Origin of the sequence: Bradyrhizobium diversitatis (genome assembly GCF_016031635.1) — a bacterium.
Taxonomy (GTDB): Bacteria; Pseudomonadota; Alphaproteobacteria; order Rhizobiales; family Xanthobacteraceae; genus Bradyrhizobium; species Bradyrhizobium diversitatis.
The window spans coordinates 222,350-238,504 of sequence record NZ_JACEGD010000005.1 but is presented as its reverse complement, the minus strand read 5'-3'; the positions used below and the strand labels follow the sequence as shown (position 1 = coordinate 238,504).

The 16,155-nt window shown below is 65.1% G+C and carries 12 protein-coding genes; 4 read left to right on the top strand and 8 right to left on the bottom strand.

What is annotated here, in order from left to right; all coding sequences use genetic code 11:
• Positions 1-210: 210 nt before the first annotated feature.
• The 4 genes from pcaG to pcaF form a co-directional block, all read right to left on the bottom strand.
• The gene (gene pcaG, locus H1B27_RS06505; protein WP_197965412.1) at positions 211-813 is read right to left on the bottom strand and encodes a protocatechuate 3,4-dioxygenase subunit alpha; all 603 of its coding nucleotides are present in this window, start codon (positions 811-813) and stop codon (positions 211-213) included.
• Between the two features lies 1 nt (position 814).
• A complete protein-coding gene (gene pcaH / locus H1B27_RS06500) occupies positions 815-1,516 on the bottom strand; it encodes a protocatechuate 3,4-dioxygenase subunit beta (RefSeq protein ID WP_197965411.1) in 702 nt (233 codons plus the stop codon).
• Between the two features lie 119 nt (positions 1,517-1,635).
• A complete protein-coding gene (locus tag H1B27_RS06495) occupies positions 1,636-2,529 on the bottom strand; it encodes a dioxygenase family protein (protein WP_197965410.1) in 894 nt (297 codons plus the stop codon).
• A 187-nt stretch (positions 2,530-2,716) separates the two neighbouring features.
• On the bottom strand, positions 2,717-3,925 hold the full coding sequence (gene pcaF / locus H1B27_RS06490) for a 3-oxoadipyl-CoA thiolase (protein ID WP_197965409.1): 1,209 nt from the start codon (positions 3,923-3,925) through the stop codon (positions 2,717-2,719).
• Between the two features lie 324 nt (positions 3,926-4,249).
• Here pcaF and mutS point away from each other — a divergent pair, with 324 nt between their 5' ends.
• Complete coding sequence (gene mutS, locus H1B27_RS06485) at positions 4,250-6,988, top strand: DNA mismatch repair protein MutS (protein WP_197965408.1); 2,739 nt, start codon at positions 4,250-4,252, stop codon at positions 6,986-6,988.
• 94 nt (positions 6,989-7,082) lie between these two features.
• Here mutS and H1B27_RS06480 read toward each other — a convergent pair whose 3' ends face one another.
• The 3 genes from H1B27_RS06480 to H1B27_RS06470 form a co-directional block, all read right to left on the bottom strand.
• Complete coding sequence (locus H1B27_RS06480) at positions 7,083-8,759, bottom strand: methyl-accepting chemotaxis protein (RefSeq protein ID WP_197965407.1); 1,677 nt, start codon at positions 8,757-8,759, stop codon at positions 7,083-7,085.
• 370 nt (positions 8,760-9,129) lie between these two features.
• Positions 9,130-9,933 (bottom strand): hypothetical protein, encoded by an 804-nt coding sequence (locus tag H1B27_RS06475; RefSeq protein ID WP_197965406.1) that lies wholly within the window; start codon positions 9,931-9,933, stop codon positions 9,130-9,132.
• Positions 9,934-10,103: 170 nt separating this feature from the next.
• Positions 10,104-10,613 (bottom strand): OsmC family protein, encoded by a 510-nt coding sequence (locus tag H1B27_RS06470; protein WP_061880252.1) that lies wholly within the window; start codon positions 10,611-10,613, stop codon positions 10,104-10,106.
• A gap of 247 nt (positions 10,614-10,860) precedes the next feature.
• Between H1B27_RS06470 and H1B27_RS06465 the strand changes: the two genes are divergently transcribed.
• Positions 10,861-13,650, top strand: coding sequence for a [protein-PII] uridylyltransferase (locus H1B27_RS06465; RefSeq protein ID WP_197965405.1), 2,790 nt, complete (start codon positions 10,861-10,863; stop codon positions 13,648-13,650).
• Between the two features lie 135 nt (positions 13,651-13,785).
• Here the strand turns inward: H1B27_RS06465 and H1B27_RS06460 are convergent, their stop codons facing one another.
• Complete coding sequence (locus tag H1B27_RS06460; RefSeq protein ID WP_197965404.1) at positions 13,786-14,316, bottom strand: methylated-DNA--[protein]-cysteine S-methyltransferase; 531 nt, start codon at positions 14,314-14,316, stop codon at positions 13,786-13,788.
• Positions 14,317-14,357: 41 nt separating this feature from the next.
• Between H1B27_RS06460 and H1B27_RS06455 the strand changes: the two genes are divergently transcribed.
• The gene (locus H1B27_RS06455; protein ID WP_197965403.1) at positions 14,358-14,774 is read left to right on the top strand and encodes a DUF1304 domain-containing protein; all 417 of its coding nucleotides are present in this window, start codon (positions 14,358-14,360) and stop codon (positions 14,772-14,774) included.
• Positions 14,775-14,920: 146 nt separating this feature from the next.
• The gene (locus H1B27_RS06450; RefSeq protein ID WP_197965402.1) at positions 14,921-16,147 is read left to right on the top strand and encodes an ABC transporter substrate-binding protein; all 1,227 of its coding nucleotides are present in this window, start codon (positions 14,921-14,923) and stop codon (positions 16,145-16,147) included.
• Positions 16,148-16,155 lie beyond the last annotated feature (8 nt).

The window sequence follows — 16,155 nt, the reverse complement described above, 5'->3', positions numbered from 1 at the left end:
GTAAATGCGGGATTGCCCTGCGGAAAGTCTCCGAAAGAAAGGCTCCGACACGCTACGGGAATTGAGCGTCGATCAATCGGATTTGGGTCAGCGGGACTGACGCACAGGCGGGCATGGAGACGATCAGGCCGGATGCAAGGCGACGCCGACCGCGGTTGCGCTGGATAGGAAACGTGGTGCCGACGACCTGGCGCCGTCGGCACATTTCGCTCAGACCTCGAAGAACACTGTCTCGTCGTCGCCCTGGAGGTGCAGGTCGAGCCGGTAAACCGCCTTGCCGCCCTCGCGCACCGCGGTCAGCGTGGCGCGGCGGTCAGCCGGCACCAGCGCCAGCACGGGATCGGCCGCGTTGCCGGCCTCGTCGCTGAAATAGATGCGGGTGTAGAGATGCCGCAGCATGCCGCGGCCGAACACCGCAAGCAGGATGTGCGGCGCCTGCGGCTTGCCGTCGGGATCCGGCACCACGCCCGGCTTGATGGTGTCGAAGGCGTAGTTGCCGTCCTTGTCGGTGCCGCAGCGGGCAAAGCCGCGGAAACTCGCATTCGGCAGCGCACGCTTGTCCTGCGGGTCGGCGAAGCGTCCCTGCCCATCCGGCTGCCAGATCTCCAGCATGCAGTCCGGTACGGCGACGCCGTCGCCGTCGAACACGCGGCCTTCGATACGGATGCAGTCCCCCGTGACGTCGGGGGTCAGCGTCGAGTTGGTGAACGCGTCGTTCCAGGCGTATTCGCCGGTCGGCGTCAGGCCGTATTTGAAGAACGGACCGACGGTCTGCGATGGGGTGATACCGTCAGGCTTCACAGACTCTTGCACTTTAGTGGTTCTCCATAGGCGTAGCGTTCTTGCCGCGCAGCACGATGTCAAAGCGGTAGCACAGCGCCCATTCGGGCTTTGTGTTCTCGAGATCGAACGAGGAAACCATCCGCGCCCGCGCCTTCTCGTCCGGCACCGAGTTGAAGATCGGGTCGAACGGAAACAGCGGGTCGTTCGGGAAATACATCTGGGTCACCAGGCGCGTCACGAAGGAATGGCCGAACACCGACAGATGGATGTGCGCCGGCCGCCACGCGTTGTGATGATTGCCCCAGGGATAGGCGCCCGGCTTGATGGTGACGAAGCGGTAGTAACCGGAGGCATCGCTCACGGTGCGGCCGGCGCCGGTGAAGTTCGGATCGAGCGGCGCCGGATGCTGGTCGCGGACATGGACGTAGCGGCCGCAGGCATTGGCCTGCCAGATCTCGACGAGCGAGTTCGGCACGCCGCGGCCGTCCTCGTCGCGCACATGGCCGTGGACGATGATGCGCTCGCCGATCGGCTCGCCACTGTGCTGGGTGGTGAGATCGCTGTCGCCCTCGCGCACGGTCTCATGGCCGTAGACCGGACCGGTCAGCTCCGACAGGGTGTGGCGCATCGGGATCAACGGCTTGTTCGGCGCGCGCTTGATCGAGCTCTTGTACTCGGGCGACAGCGGCAGCGGATGCGCCTTGTTGCTGTCGACGGGATAGATGAATGTCATGGGCGAACTCCTCCCCGGCCATTTCGGTCCGGCCGGTCAACGCTTCCGCCGATCATTATAGAATATAACTAATCTAGGGAAGCCGGTTTGGCAGGCGTCCTGCGCCCGGCAGGATCGGGCTATTTGATCGGCGGACGCGGCAGCACTGCCTCCCCCGCCTCCAGACGATAGGTGTGGTCGAGCGAGTACCAGGGCGCCGCAACATCACGTGCGGTCGAATGCGGCGTGTCGTGGCGCTGGAACTTGCCGATCAGCGCCTGCGTCACCCCGAACTGCACGTCGCTGTCGATATGCGGGTCGGCGGGATCGTAAACCTGCGAGATCAGCACCTTGAACCCGGGCTTGAAGATCAGGGCGTGCAGATGCGCGGGACGGTAGGGATGCCGGCTTTGCGCCTCGAGCAGGCGGCCGACCACGCCATTGGTCGGGATGGGATACCCGACCATCATCACCGAACGAAAGGAGAAGCGCCCATCCGCGTCGGTCGTGAACTTGCCGCGCAGGTTCATGTCGGCCTGCTCGGGGTCCTGGTTCTCGTAGAGGCCGACCGGCGAGGCATGCCAGACATCGACCTCGGCCCCCGCGACGGGCCGTCCGTCCTTGTCGACGACGCGGCCGCTGACGAACAGCGGCGCACCCGGCGTCTCGGAACGGACGATGGAGCCACCGTTCTCCACCCGCGGCGAGTTCAGCCGCCAGAACGGCCCAAGCAGCGACTGATCGGTTTCGGTATTGCCCTGATCGCCATTGTTGAGCAGGCACACCAGCGGCGAGACGCCGAGCGAGCCCGCCATCAGCACGACTTCATTATGCGTGTCGGTCGTCAGCTTGCCGAGCTCGGCGATGACGGCGGTCGCGTCGCGGAACTCTTTCTCCGTCAGGCGGACATCGCGCACGAAGCCGTGCAGGTGCTTGACCAGGGAGACCATGATCTGGCGCAGCCGCGGATCGGTTGTCCGCTCCATCACCGCCAGCGCCGCGGCCGTGACGTCCTGCTCGCGCTCGATGATCATCAGACGGCCCTCTCACCTTTCGTCATGGCCGGGCGTAGCCGTCCGAAGGACGGCGTCGCTTCCGCTCGCCTATGCCCGGCCATCCACGATCTTCTCACAGCACCAAAAACGTGGATGCCCGGGACAAGCCCGGGCATGACGAGTGCTGGGCACCGAGTCCCGGGATGACAGGACGCTACGCGTCCCGTCAGTTCAGCTTCTCGATCGCGACGGCCACACCCTGGCCGACGCCGACGCACATGGTGGCCAGCGCCAGCTTGCCGCCGCGCTTCTCCATGCCGTGGACGGCGGTGAGGGCGAGGCGCGCGCCGCTCATGCCGAGCGGATGGCCGAGCGCGATGGCGCCGCCATGCGGATTGACGAAATCGGCATCGTCCTTGACGCCGAGCTGGCGCAGGCAGGCGATGCCCTGCGAGGCGAAGGCTTCATTCAGCTCGATCAGGTCGAAATCGCTGATCTTCTTGCCGAGCCGCTCCATCAGCTTGCGTGTGGCCGGCACCGGGCCGATGCCCATGATGCGCGGCGGCACGCCGGCCGAGGCGAGCCCGAGGATGCGGGCCCGCGGCGTCAGGCCATGCTTTTTCACCGCGGCTTCCGAGGCCAGGATCATGGCGGCGGCGCCGTCATTGACACCGGAGGCGTTGCCGGCCGTCACCGTGCCGGGATTGCGCACGATCGGCTTCAGCTTGGCGAGACCTTCCAGCGTGGTCTCGGGACGGGGATGCTCGTCCTTGTCGACGGTGATGGGGCCGGCCTTGCCGCCGGGAATGGTGATCGGCGTGATTTCCTCGGCGAAATAGCCTGCCGCGATCGCCGCACCCGCACGCTGCTGCGAGCGGATCGCGAAGGCGTCCTGGTCGGCGCGCGAAACCTGGAATTCCTCGGCGACGTTCTCGCCGGTCTCGGGCATCGCATCGACGCCGTACTGCGCTTTGAGCAGCGGATTGATGAAGCGCCAGCCGATGGTGGTGTCGAAGATCTCGGCCGAACGCGAGAAGGCTTCCTGCGCCTTGCCCATCACGAAGGGTGCGCGCGTCATCGATTCGACGCCGCCTGCGATGGCGAGCTCGATCTCGCCGGCGCGGATGGCGCGGCCCGCGGCGCCGACTGCATCAAGGCCCGAGGCGCAGAGCCGGTTCAGGGTCTGGCCGGGAACCGAATCCGGCAGGCCCGCCAGCAGCAGCGCCATGCGCGCGACATTGCGGTTGTCCTCGCCGGCCTGGTTGGCGCAACCGAAGAACACTTCGTCCACCTGCGCCCAGTCGAGATTGGGGTGCTTGGCCATCAGCGCCTTGATGGGGGCGGCGGCCAGATCGTCGGCGCGCACCTTGGCGAGCGAGCCTCCAAAACGGCCAATCGGGGTCCGCACGGCATCGCAGATAAAGACGTCACGCATCGTTGTTCTCCCTGAATGCCGCGGTCCGGCCAAATTCTTCAATGTCGGCGGAGTTTTAGGAGGGCGCCCGCGGCAGGTCAATTGACGGTTTCGCGGGTCAGACGTCATTCCGGGGCGCGCCATTTGGCGCGAACCCGGAATCCATTTGTCGGCGTGACGTGCGGCCCGATGGATTTCCGGGCCTGCGCCTGACGGCGCATCCCGGAATGACGACCGAGAATGTGGCAGCACCTCGCGCCTCCCACTGCGGACAACGTGGAAAACCCGCTCCTCCCGGCCAAAGCGATAGGAGCAGGTACCGAAATTTTGTAGGTTGCGCCGCCCATGACGATGCAACAGCCGATACCTGTCCCGCCCCCCGAGGACACGCCCGCGCCGCAGGCCGAAGCCGCCGCGCGCGTCACGCCGATGATGGAACAGTACCTCGATATCAAGGCGGCGCATCAGGGCCTCCTGCTGTTCTACCGGATGGGCGACTTCTACGAGCTGTTCTTCGAGGACGCGGAGATCGCCTCGAAAACGCTCGGCATCGTCCTGACCAAGCGCGGCAAGCATCAGGGCGCGGATATCCCGATGTGCGGCGTGCCGGTCGAGCGCTCCGAGGATTATCTGCATCGCCTGATCTCGGCCGGCCACCGGGTCGCGGTCTGCGAGCAGACCGAGGATCCCGCCGCGGCCAAGGCGCGCGGCAACAAGAGCGTTGTGCGCCGTGGCGTGGTGCGGCTGGTGACGCCGGGCACGCTGACCGAGGACACGCTGCTCGACGCGCGCGCCAACAATTACCTGCTGGCGATCGCGCGTGCCCGCTCCTCCGCCGGCGGCGACCGCTTCGGCCTTGCCTGGATCGACATCTCGACCGCCGAATTCATGGTCACCGAAGTTTCGGGCGGCGAGCTCGCCGCCACGCTGGCGCGCATCAACCCGAACGAGGCGATCGTCACCGACGCGCTCTACAACGACAGCGAGCTCGGACAGACCCTGCGCGAGCTGCCGGCGGTGACGCCGCTGACCCGCGACGTGTTCGACGGCGCGACCGCCGAGAAGCGGCTGTGCGACTACTTCGCCGTCGCGACCATGGACGGGCTCTCCCAGCTCACGCGCCTGGAGGCCACCGCCGCGGCCGCCGCCGTCACCTATGTCGACCGCACCCAGGTCGGCAAGCATCCGCCGCTGTCGCCGCCCGCGCGCGAGGCTTCCGGCGCGACCATGGCAATCGACCCGGCCACCCGCGCCAATCTCGAGCTGACGCGGACGCTGGCCGGCGAACGCCGCGGCTCGCTGCTCGACGCGATCGATTGCACGGTCACCTCGGCGGGTTCGCGCCTGCTCGCACAGCGTCTGGCGGCGCCGCTGACGGATGCCCCGGCAATCGCCCGCCGGCTCGACGCGGTCAGCGCCTTCGTTGCCGATTCCACGGCGCGCGAGGACATTCGCAGCATTTTGCGCGGCGCACCCGACATGTCGCGCGCATTGGCTCGGCTCTCGGTCGGCCGCGGCGGACCGCGCGACCTCGCCGGCATCCGCGACGGCGTCATCGCCGCCGACCAGGTGCTGACGCGGCTCTCCGAACTGGATGGGGCGCCGCAGGAGATCACGGCGGTGATGGCGGCGCTGCAAAGGCCGTCGCGCGAACTCGCATCCGAATTTGCCCGTGCGCTCGACGAGCAGCTGCCCCTGATCAAGCGCGACGGCGGGTTCGTTCGTCCCGGCTTTGAGCCCGCCCTCGACGAGGCGCGGAACCTGCGCGACGCCTCACGCCTCGTGGTGGCCTCGATGCAGGCGCGCTACGCCGACGACACCGGCGTCAAGGCTCTGAAGATCCGGCACAACAACGTGCTCGGCTATTTCGTCGAGGTCACGGCCCAGCACGGCGACAAGCTGATGTCGCCGCCCCTGAACGCCACCTTCATCCATCGCCAGACGCTGGCGGGACAGGTGCGCTTCACCACCTCCGAGCTCGGCGAGATCGAAGCCAAGATCGCCAATGCCGGCGACCGCGCGCTCGGGCTCGAGCTCGAGATCTTCGAGCGGCTCTGTGCGAAAGCGCTCGAGATCAGCGACGATCTGCGCGCCGCGGCACAAGGTTTTGCGCTGCTGGACGTCGCGACGTCGCTGGCCAAGCTCGCGGTCGACGAGAACTATGTGCGGCCCGAGGTCGATGGCTCGCTCAGCTTTGCGATCGAGGCCGGACGCCATCCCGTGGTCGAGCAGGCCCTGAAGCGCAACGGCGAGCCGTTCATCGCCAATGCCTGCGACCTGTCGCCTGCGCCAGCGCAGAAATCCGGCCAGCTCTGGCTGCTGACCGGCCCGAACATGGCGGGTAAATCGACCTTCCTGCGCCAGAATGCGCTGATCGCGCTGATGGCGCAGATCGGCAGCTTCGTGCCGGCCACGCGCGCGCGGATCGGCATCGTCGACCGCCTGTTCTCGCGCGTCGGCGCCGCCGACGATCTGGCCCGAGGCCGCTCCACCTTCATGGTGGAGATGGTCGAGACCGCGGCGATCCTGAACCAGGCCGGCGAGCGCGCTCTGGTGATTCTCGACGAGATCGGGCGTGGCACCGCGACCTTCGACGGCCTCTCGATCGCCTGGGCCGCGATCGAGCATCTGCACGAGCGCAATCGCTGCCGGACGCTGTTCGCGACGCATTATCACGAGCTGACCGCACTCTCGGCCAAGCTGCCGCGGATGTTCAATGCGACGGTGCGGGTGAAGGAGTGGCAGGGCAACGTCGTGTTCCTGCACGAGGTGCTGCCGGGCTCGGCCGACCGCTCCTACGGCATCCAGGTGGCGAAACTCGCCGGCCTGCCGCCGGCGGTGATCACACGCGCCAAATCCGTGCTCTCCAAGCTGGAGGCGCAGGACCGCGGCCAGACCGCGCGAGCCTTGGTGGACGACCTGCCGCTGTTCGCCGTGCCGTCGCGCGCCGCCGCGGAAGCCGCGCCGCCGACCGAAGCCGAGTTGCTGATGGAGGCGGTGAAGGCGCTGCACCCCGACGAAATGTCGCCACGCGAAGCGCTGGACGCGCTCTATGCGTTGAAGGCCAGGCTGCCGAAGCAATAGTGGTATCGTAGCCCGGATGAGCGAAGCGACATCCGGGGACGTATGTCCCGCATATCGCAGCGCTCATGCGGGCTACAAATGCAGGCTGGATAGCCTACGCCCTCGCCGCGATCGCCGCCGCTTCTGCCGCCGCGCGCTGCATGCTGGTCGACATCTCGTTCGTCACGGTGCTCTGCTCCTCGATCGCCGCGGCCGTCGAGGTGACGTACTCGCTGACATTGTTGATCGCCTGCTTGATCGAACCGAGCGCGCTGACGACGTCGCCGGAAATGCTGTTGAGGCTGCCGATCTCCTCGCCGATCTTGTCGGTCGCCTGCTTGGCCTGGTTGGCGAGGCTCTTGACTTCGGAGGCGACCACCGCGAAGCCGCGGCCGGCCTCGCCGGCGCGGGCCGACTCGATCGTGGCGTTGAGCGCGAGCAGGTTGATCTGCCCGGTGATGTTGTTGATCATCTCGACGATGCCGCTCATCGCCTGCGCGGCTTCGGTGAGGCGCTGGGCCTGCGCGTCGGCGGAGGAGACCTGATCGACCGCGCTCATCGCGGTTTCGCGGGATTTGGTCATCGCCTCGGAGATTTCCCGCACCGAGGCGTTGAGCTCCTCCGAGCCGGCGGCGACCGATTCCATCATGCCGCGGACGCGCTCATTGCCCATGCGGACCAGCACCTGCCGCGTGGTGTCGGTTGCGTATTTCACCACCTTGAACGGCTTGCCGTTGAGATCGAGGATCGGATTGTAGGAGGCCTGGATGTAGACCTCCTTGCCGCCCTTGCCGATGCGCTTGTATTCGGCCGCCTGGTATTCGCCGCGATTGAGCGCGGCCCAGAACTCGCGATAGCCGGCGCCATCGCGCTCGCTGGGATCGACGAACATGCTGTGATGCTGGCCCTTGATCTCGGCCAGCGAATAGCCGAGCGCGCCGAGGAAGTTGGCGTTGGCGGTGATGATCGTGCCGTCCATGTTGAACTCGATCACGGCCTGCGCCTTGTCGATGGCGGCGATCTGACCGGCGAGATCGGCGTTCTTCAGCTTCTCCGCGGTCACGTCGGTTGCGAACTTGACGACCCCGTACGGCTTGCCGGTCTCGTCGAGCAGCGGATTGTAGGAGGCGAGAATCCAGACCTCGCGGCCGCCCTTGGCGATCCGCTTGAACTCGCCGGCCTGATAGTCGCCGCGATTGAGAGCGGCCCAGAATTCGCGATAGGCCGAGCTGTTGCGTTCGGCCTCCGCCACGAACAGGCTGTGATGCTTGCCCTCGATCTCCGCCAGCGAGTAGCCGAGCGTCCTGCAGAAATTCTCGTTGGCCGTGACGACGGTGCCGTCGAGCTTGAATTCGATGACGGCCTGAGCGCGGCTGATGGCGGCGATCTTCGACGCATCCGTCATGCTCCGGATCTTCTTCGCAGTGATGTCGGTCGCAATCTTGGCGACCATCACCGCCTTGCCGTTGCCGTCGAGCACTGGATTGTAGGAGGCTTCGATCCAGACCTCGCGGCCGTCCTTCGCGATCCGCTTGAACTCGCGCGCCTGATACTCGCCACGGTTCAATGCAGCCCAGAACGCCTTGTACTCGGCGGACTCGCGCTGGTCGGCCGGCACGAACATGGAGTGATGCTTGCCCTGAATCTCGTCGAGCCGATAGCCGAGGGCGTCGAGAAAGTTCTTGTTCGCCGTGATGATCGAGCCATCGAGATTGAATTCGATCATGGCCTGCGAACGGCCGATGGCGTCGAGTCGTGCCTGTGCATCACTGTGGGACTTGCGACCGAACATCAAGGAATCTCCATCTCGAAATAGCGTGGACGGCTCGTAGGGGAAACAACAGTTGCAGCGGCACAGCCGTATTCAAATCGACAATTCCCGCGCGTCCCCGCACTCGGATGCAGCTCGGACGAGTTCGCGCTCACGGCAACGGACGCGGGTACGCTGGTTTATTCGTAGATGAAAAGCGCGAAGAAAGTTCTAATAGACCTGTCGGAAATCGGCTGGAGCCAGAGCGATTCTGTGCGCATCGAAGACCAACGGCAATCGCGGCTGCGATTTGAAATGACGCATCTCGATCAATGGCTTGTGCGTACCCGCGCTGTGCTGGACATTTCTGGCCCGGCGTTTGCGCGGCGCGATGACGCTCCGCTCCGTAGTCTCACGGAGACCGCGCCTTCCGCATGACGCGTCCACGCTGCCACAGCGTCAAGTTCCACAGCACGCAGCTTGCAAGCGCAACAGAAAGACCAGTCGCCGATCCGAATTGCGCCACCGCAATGTGCATGATGGCGATCGCCATCCCGAAGCCGAGCAATCCCCAGGCGGAGTTGGCAAGCACCGCGGCCGTCGGCGGGCCGCCGATGCGCGGGTGCAGGATCACCATCATGCTGGTGAACACGACCGGAAACAGCGCGATGATACCGCTGATCCGCGGGCCGACCCATCCTGACGTCGAGACCACGATGGCGACGAGAGTCGCAACCAGCAGAGCCCGCATCGGCACGTCGTACCAGCGGCGCGTCACCAAAGGCATTTTCACATGGCGATAGCCCGCCAGGAGCGGAATGCAGATGCCGAATGCGATCAGGTTGGCGGCAAGCCCCGCGGCGAGCGACCAGTCGAACCGGCGGATGATCGATGCCAGCACGATCCAGACCGCGACTGCGCTTCCACAACTCACTACGAGATTGTGCCGCTGCGACAGCACGACATAGGTGAGACACATGAAAATCGTCGCCGCATTGACCGGCAGGCTCGCCAGCGCACCCTGCGCGATGAAGGCGGCGTCATGATCGATCGCGAGGAAGACGTAGGATGGACCGGCCGACACCGGCAGGGTCGCAACCAGCGCGCCGATCACAGGCCCCGCGCGTTCGGTGATGATCGACGCCGACACCACGAACGCCGCCGCGATCGCCATGCGCAGGAGCAGAAAGAGGATGAAGTGGAGGTCGAGGGACATTTTTGTTTTGTCGTCCCGGACAAGCGCAGCGCAGATCCGGGACCCATACTCATAGGCTTCGCTGTGTTGAGCAGCTTTAGTGGACAGTTCGGCGATACAATCGGCGCTAGGGATTCTGGGTCCCTGCTGTTCGCCGGGACGACACCGATTGTGGAGTAGCGGCCTTCGCCTTACATCCGCTGCATCGACACCGACACCTTGGGGCCGTTCTTGATGGTCTGATAGACCACGCAATAGCGCTCGGTGAGCTTGAGCAGCAGGTCGAGCTTGTCCTGAGGCGCGTCGGTGTCGACCTCGAAGCGTAGGCGGATCTCGGCGAAGCCGACCGGAGCTTCCTTGTCGATGCCGAGCGTGCCGCGGAAGTCGAGATCGCCCTCGGCGTAGACGTTGCCGGTCGTGAGCGGCACCTCGATCGCAGTCGCGACGGACTTCAGCGTGACGCCGGCACAGGCGACCAGGGCTTCGAGCAGCATGTCGCCGGAGCAAAGCTCGAGGCCGGAACCGCCGGTGCCCGGATGCAGGCCGGCCATCGCGATGGCACGACCGGTCTCGACCTTGCAGGCAATGCCTTCGCCGTCGGTGGAGCCCTTGGCCTTCAGCGTGATCAGCGCGGCCTTGGGATCGGTCTTGTAGCGCTCTTTGATCGGGGCTTGCATCTGGCGCAGTTGGACAGCGTCCATCTTGTTCTCTCCCGGCATGTCGTTCCTCACGAGCGGTATAGAAGGCGGCCGGTTTCGTGTCAGCTCATGATTGATGGGACCTGCCATGAGCGACCGGAATCGAGCCAAAAACAAACGTATTTTCATGATGTTACGCTTGAATCACGAGCAACGCCACAGACTGTCCGATCTGCATGACCGAACTCATCGGTCGCTGGCTTGCGAATGTCTCGTGACAGCGCCTGTCACCTCTTATATCCGGAGGGACATGGACAGCATCGCGACTGAGCAGAAGGCCGGGGTGGACGATCGTTTCGACACCACGCGGATAACCGCCGCGGTCGATGCGCTTGCCGAACAGTATCAGGGACGCGAGGACGCGTTCCGCACGGCGATGGCGCAATTGCTCAAGGCGGAACTTATCGCGGCGCGCGCCGCCGCGCAGGCTATCCTCTTGAAGGACCGCCACGGCCGGCGCTGCGCCGAGCGGCTGTGCCACGTGCAGGACGAGATCATCCGCATCCTGTATTCGGCGGCGACGCGCCATCTCTACCGCTCGCCGATCCCGAGCGGCGCCGAGCGCATGGCGGTCGTGGCCACGGGCGGCTATGGCCGCGGCCTGATGGCGCCGGAATCGGACATCGATTTGCTCTTCATCCTGCCCTACAAGCAGACCGCCTGGGGCGAGCAGGTCGCCGAGGCGATCCTCTATTGCCTCTGGGACATGGGGCTGAAGGTCGGCCACGCCACCCGCTCGGTCGACGAATCGATCCGGCAGGCGCGTGGCGACATGACGATCCGCACTGCGATCCTGGAGACGCGCTTCCTCACCGGCGACAAGCCGCTCTATGAGGAGCTGGTCGAGCGCTTCGACAAGGAAGTCGTGCAGGGCACCGCGTCGGAATTCGTCACCGCAAAGCTCGCCGAGCGCGAGGAGCGGCACCGCCGCGGCGGCCAGTCGCGCTATCTTGTCGAGCCCAACGTCAAGGACGGCAAGGGAGCCTTGCGCGACCTGCACACTCTGTTCTGGATCGCCAAATACGTCTACCGGGTGCGCGATACCCACGAGCTGGTCGCGCGCGGCGTGTTCGACGCGCAGGAATATCGCAGCTTCCGCCGCTGCGCCGATTTCCTCTGGTCGGTGCGCTGCAATCTGCATTTCTACTCTGGCCGCGCCGAGGAGCGCCTGTCCTTCGACCTCCAGCGCGAGATCGCGATCCGGCTCGGCTATACCTCGCATCCCGGCATGCAGGACGTCGAGCGCTTCATGAAGCACTACTTCCTGGTCGCCAAGGAAGTCGGCAACCTCACCGCCATCCTCTGCGCCAAGCTCGAGGACCAGCAGGCCAAGCCTGCCCCGGTGCTGAGCCGGATGATGGCCCGCTTGCGACCGACCGCGGCGAGGCGGCGCGTCCCTGACAGCGACGACTTCATCGTCGACAACAACCGCATCAACGTCGCCGCGCCTGATGTCTTCAAGCACGATCCGGTCAACCTGATCCGCATCTTCCGCCTCGCGCAGAAGAACAACCTCGCTTTCCACCCGGATGCGATGCGCGACGTGACGCGCTCGCTCGGCCTGATCAACGCGGGCTTGCGCGAAAATCCCGAGGCCAACCGGCTGTTCATGGAGATCCTGACCTCCGACAACGCGGAGATCGTGCTGCGGCGGATGAACGAGACCGGCGTGCTCGGCCACTTCATCCGCGCTTTCGGCAAGATCGTCTCGATGATGCAGTTCAATATGTATCATCACTACACCGTCGACGAGCACTTGATCCGCTGCATCGGCTTCCTCCAGGACATCGAGCGCGGCGGCAACGAGGAGTTCGCCCTCGCCAGCGATCTCATGCGCAAGAGCCGGCCCGAGCACCGCGCGGTGATCTACATCGCGACATTGCTGCACGACGTCGCCAAGGGCAGGCCCGAGGATCACTCGATCGCCGGCGCGAAGGTCGCCCGACGGCTGTGCCCGCGGCTCGGCTTCAGCCCTGCCGACACCGAGCTCGTGGCGTGGCTGATCGAGGAGCATCTGACGATGTCCACGGTCGCGCAGTCGCGCGACCTCTCGGATCGCAAGACCATCGAGAATTTCGCCGCCGTGGTGCAGTCGGTCGAGCAGATGAAGCTCTTGACCATCCTGACCACGGCCGACATCCGCGGCGTCGGCCCGGGCGTGTGGAACGGCTGGAAGGCGCAGCTCTTGCGCTCTCTATACTATGAGACGGAACCGGTGCTCACGGGCGGATTCTCGGAGGTCGACCGGGGAAAACGTCTTGCGGCCGCGCACGCCGAATTCCGCATGGCCTTCGCCGAATGGCCGAAGGACGAGCTCGACGCCTATATCGCCCGGCACTATCCCGCCTACTGGCTCAAGGTCGAGCTGCCGCGCAAGATCCGCCACGCCCGCTTCGTCCGCTCCAGCGAGCAGGCCGGCCACAAGCTGGCGATCAATGTCGGCTTCGACGAGGTGCGCGGCGTCACCGAGCTGACGATCTTTGCCGCCGACCATCCCTGGCTGCTGTCGATCATCGCGGGCGCCTGTGCCTCGGCCGGCGCCAACATCGTCGATGCCCAGATCTACACCACGACCGACGGCCGCGCGCTCGACACGATCTCGATCTCCCGGGAATACGAACGCGACGAGGACGAGGGTCGGCGCGCCACGCGCATCGGCGAGATGATCGAAGACGTGCTGGAGGGCAAGCTGCGCCTGCCCGAAGCCGTGGCGCGGCGCACCGTACGCAGCAAGGCGAAGCCGTTCGTGATCGAGCCGGAAGTGACCATCAACAACCAGTGGTCCGACCGTTACACCGTGATCGAGGTCTCGGGCCTCGACCGGCCCGGCCTGCTCTACGAGCTGACCACGGCCATCTCCAAGCTCAATCTCAACATCGCCTCGGCCCATGTCGCGACCTTCGGCGAGCGCGCGCGCGACGTGTTCTACGTCACCGACCTCCTGGGCGCGCAGATCAATGCGCCGACGCGGCAGGCTGCAATCAAGAGCGCGCTGACCCATGTCATGGCCGGCGACAAGGCGGTGCAGCCGGCGGCGTGACTCCCGCCGTCATTCCGGGGCGATGCGCAGCATCGAACTCTGGTGCGCACTTGCGCACCTGAGAATCTCGAGATTCCGGGTTCGCGCTTCGCGCGCCCCGGAATGACGACGGGGAGAGATTGGCGCGTTAGCCTTTCACACCTCCACCCCCTCATGCCGCAGCAGCCAGCGCTTGCGCTCCAGGCCGCCGCCGTACTTCACCAGCGAGCCATCCGCGCCGATCAGCCGGTGACAGGGCAGCACCACGCTGATCGGGTTGGAGCCGTTGGCATGGCCGACCGCACGAATAGCCTTGGGCATGGCGATCCTTGCGGCGAGCGCGCCGTAGCTCAGCGTGGTACCCGCCGGGATTTGCGCAAGCGCGGTCCAGACCTTCTGCTGGAACGGCGTGCCGGCGATGCGCCAGGCGATGGCAGAGAGCTGGCCGAGTTCGCCCTCGAAATAGCCGGACAGCGCCGTTCGCATATCCGCGGGCGCAGGCTGGTTGCTCAGATCCACGGCACCGTAATGCAGGCGCAGCAGCTCGCGCATGCGATGCTCGTAATCCTCCCAGTCGAGCGCGCGTAGCGCGCCGTCGACATCGGTCACGAGCAGCGCAATCCCGATCGGCGTCATCAGGCGATCGAGGCGGAAGCGTTCAGGCGTCTTGGTTGATCGAACGGGCATCGCGGCACCAGGCAATCGAAAACACACCCATCGCACTTGCCATGCGGGCCGTGCTAACGTCCACCCGAAAGCTGACGCTCTTGGGGGAGCTGACCTTGATCCTGATCGCCAATGTGCTGGTGGCGCTGGTCGCGGCACTGCACGTTTTCTTCCTGATCCTGGAGATGTTTCTCTGGGACAGGCCGCTGGGCCTCAAAGTGTTTCGGAATACGCCGGAGAAGGCCGAGATCACGAAAGTGCTGGCTGCCAATCAGGGCCTCTATAACGGCTTCCTCGCTGCCGGCCTGACCTGGGGCCTCGTGCACGGCAATCCCGCCTTCGCGCTCCAGATCAAGGCGTTCTTCCTGCTTTGCGTGATCGTCGCCGGCGTCTATGGCGCGGCGACCGTCAGCACGCGGATTCTGATGGTGCAGGCGCTGCCGGCGGCGGTCGCGCTGGTTGCGTTGTTCTTGGCTTAGTTTCTGGCCTGAGACGCTACGGCGCAGCGCGGCGATCCTTGCGCCGCGGCGAACCTTCCTCCACAATCTTCGGCAGCGATGGCGACCGTTGCAATCAACGGAGAAAGACCGTCGGCCGAAAATTCCGTCAGGAGGAACAACCCAAGATGAACAATCGCAGAGCCTTCATAGCTGCCGCGGCGGCGCTCGCCGTCGCAATCCCCACCAGCCAGGCCCTCGCCCAGAAGAAATACGACACCGGCGCAACCGACACCGAGATCAAGATCGGCCAGACCGTGCCGTTCTCCGGCGCCTATTCCGTCTACGCCAATATCGGCAAGACCCAGGCCGCCTATTTCAAGATGATCAACGATCAGGGCGGCATCAACGGCCGCAAGATCAAATTGATCCAGTATGACGACGCCTATTCGCCACCGAAGACCGTCGAGCAGGTGCGCAAGCTCGTCGAAGGCGACGAAGTGCTGTTCACCTTCCAGCTGATCGGCACCGCCGCGAATGCCGCCGTGCAGAAGTATCTCAACGGCAAGAAGGTCCCGCAACTCCTCGCCTCGACCGGCGCCGCGCGCTTCAACGATCCGCAGAACTATCCCTGGACCATCGCCTACAATCCCAACTACGTGTCCGAGGGGCGGATCTACGCCAAGTACATTCTCAAGGAGCATCCCAACGCCAAGATCGGCGTGCTCTACCAGAACGACGACATGGGCCGCGACTATCTGGCGGGGCTCAAGAGCGGCCTCGGCGACAAGGCCGCCAGCATGATCGTCGGCGAGGTCTCCTACGAAGTCACCGACCCCACCGTCGATTCGCAGGTGGTCAAGCTGAAGTCGATGGGAGTTGATCTGTTCTTCGACGCCTCGACGCCGAAATTCGCGGCGCAGGCGATCAAGAAGCTTGCCGATCTCGGCTGGTCTCCGGTGCACATCCTCGACATCAATGCGAGCCCGGTGTCGGCAACGCTGAAGCCGGCCGGCCTCGACATCTCCAAGGGCATCATCTCGACCAATTACGGCAAGGACCCGGGCGATCCCCAGTGGAAGGACGATCCGGGCGTGAAGGCCTTCTTCGCCTTCATGGACAAGTATTTCCCGGAGGGCGACAAGCTCAACACCATCAACACCTATGCCTATTCGGTGGCCGAGCTGCTGGTGCAGGTCTTGAAGCAATGCGGCGACGACCTGACGCGCGAGAACGTCATGAAGCAGGTCGCCAACATCAAGGGCTACACGCCGAGCCTGGCGCTGCCGGGTATCAAGATCAACACCGGCCCCAATGACTACCGCGTCAACAAGCAGATGCAGATGATGAAGTTCAACGGCGAACGCTGGGAGCTGTTCGGACCGATCATCGAGGACACCGGCCCGTCGGGTTAGGCGCTGGT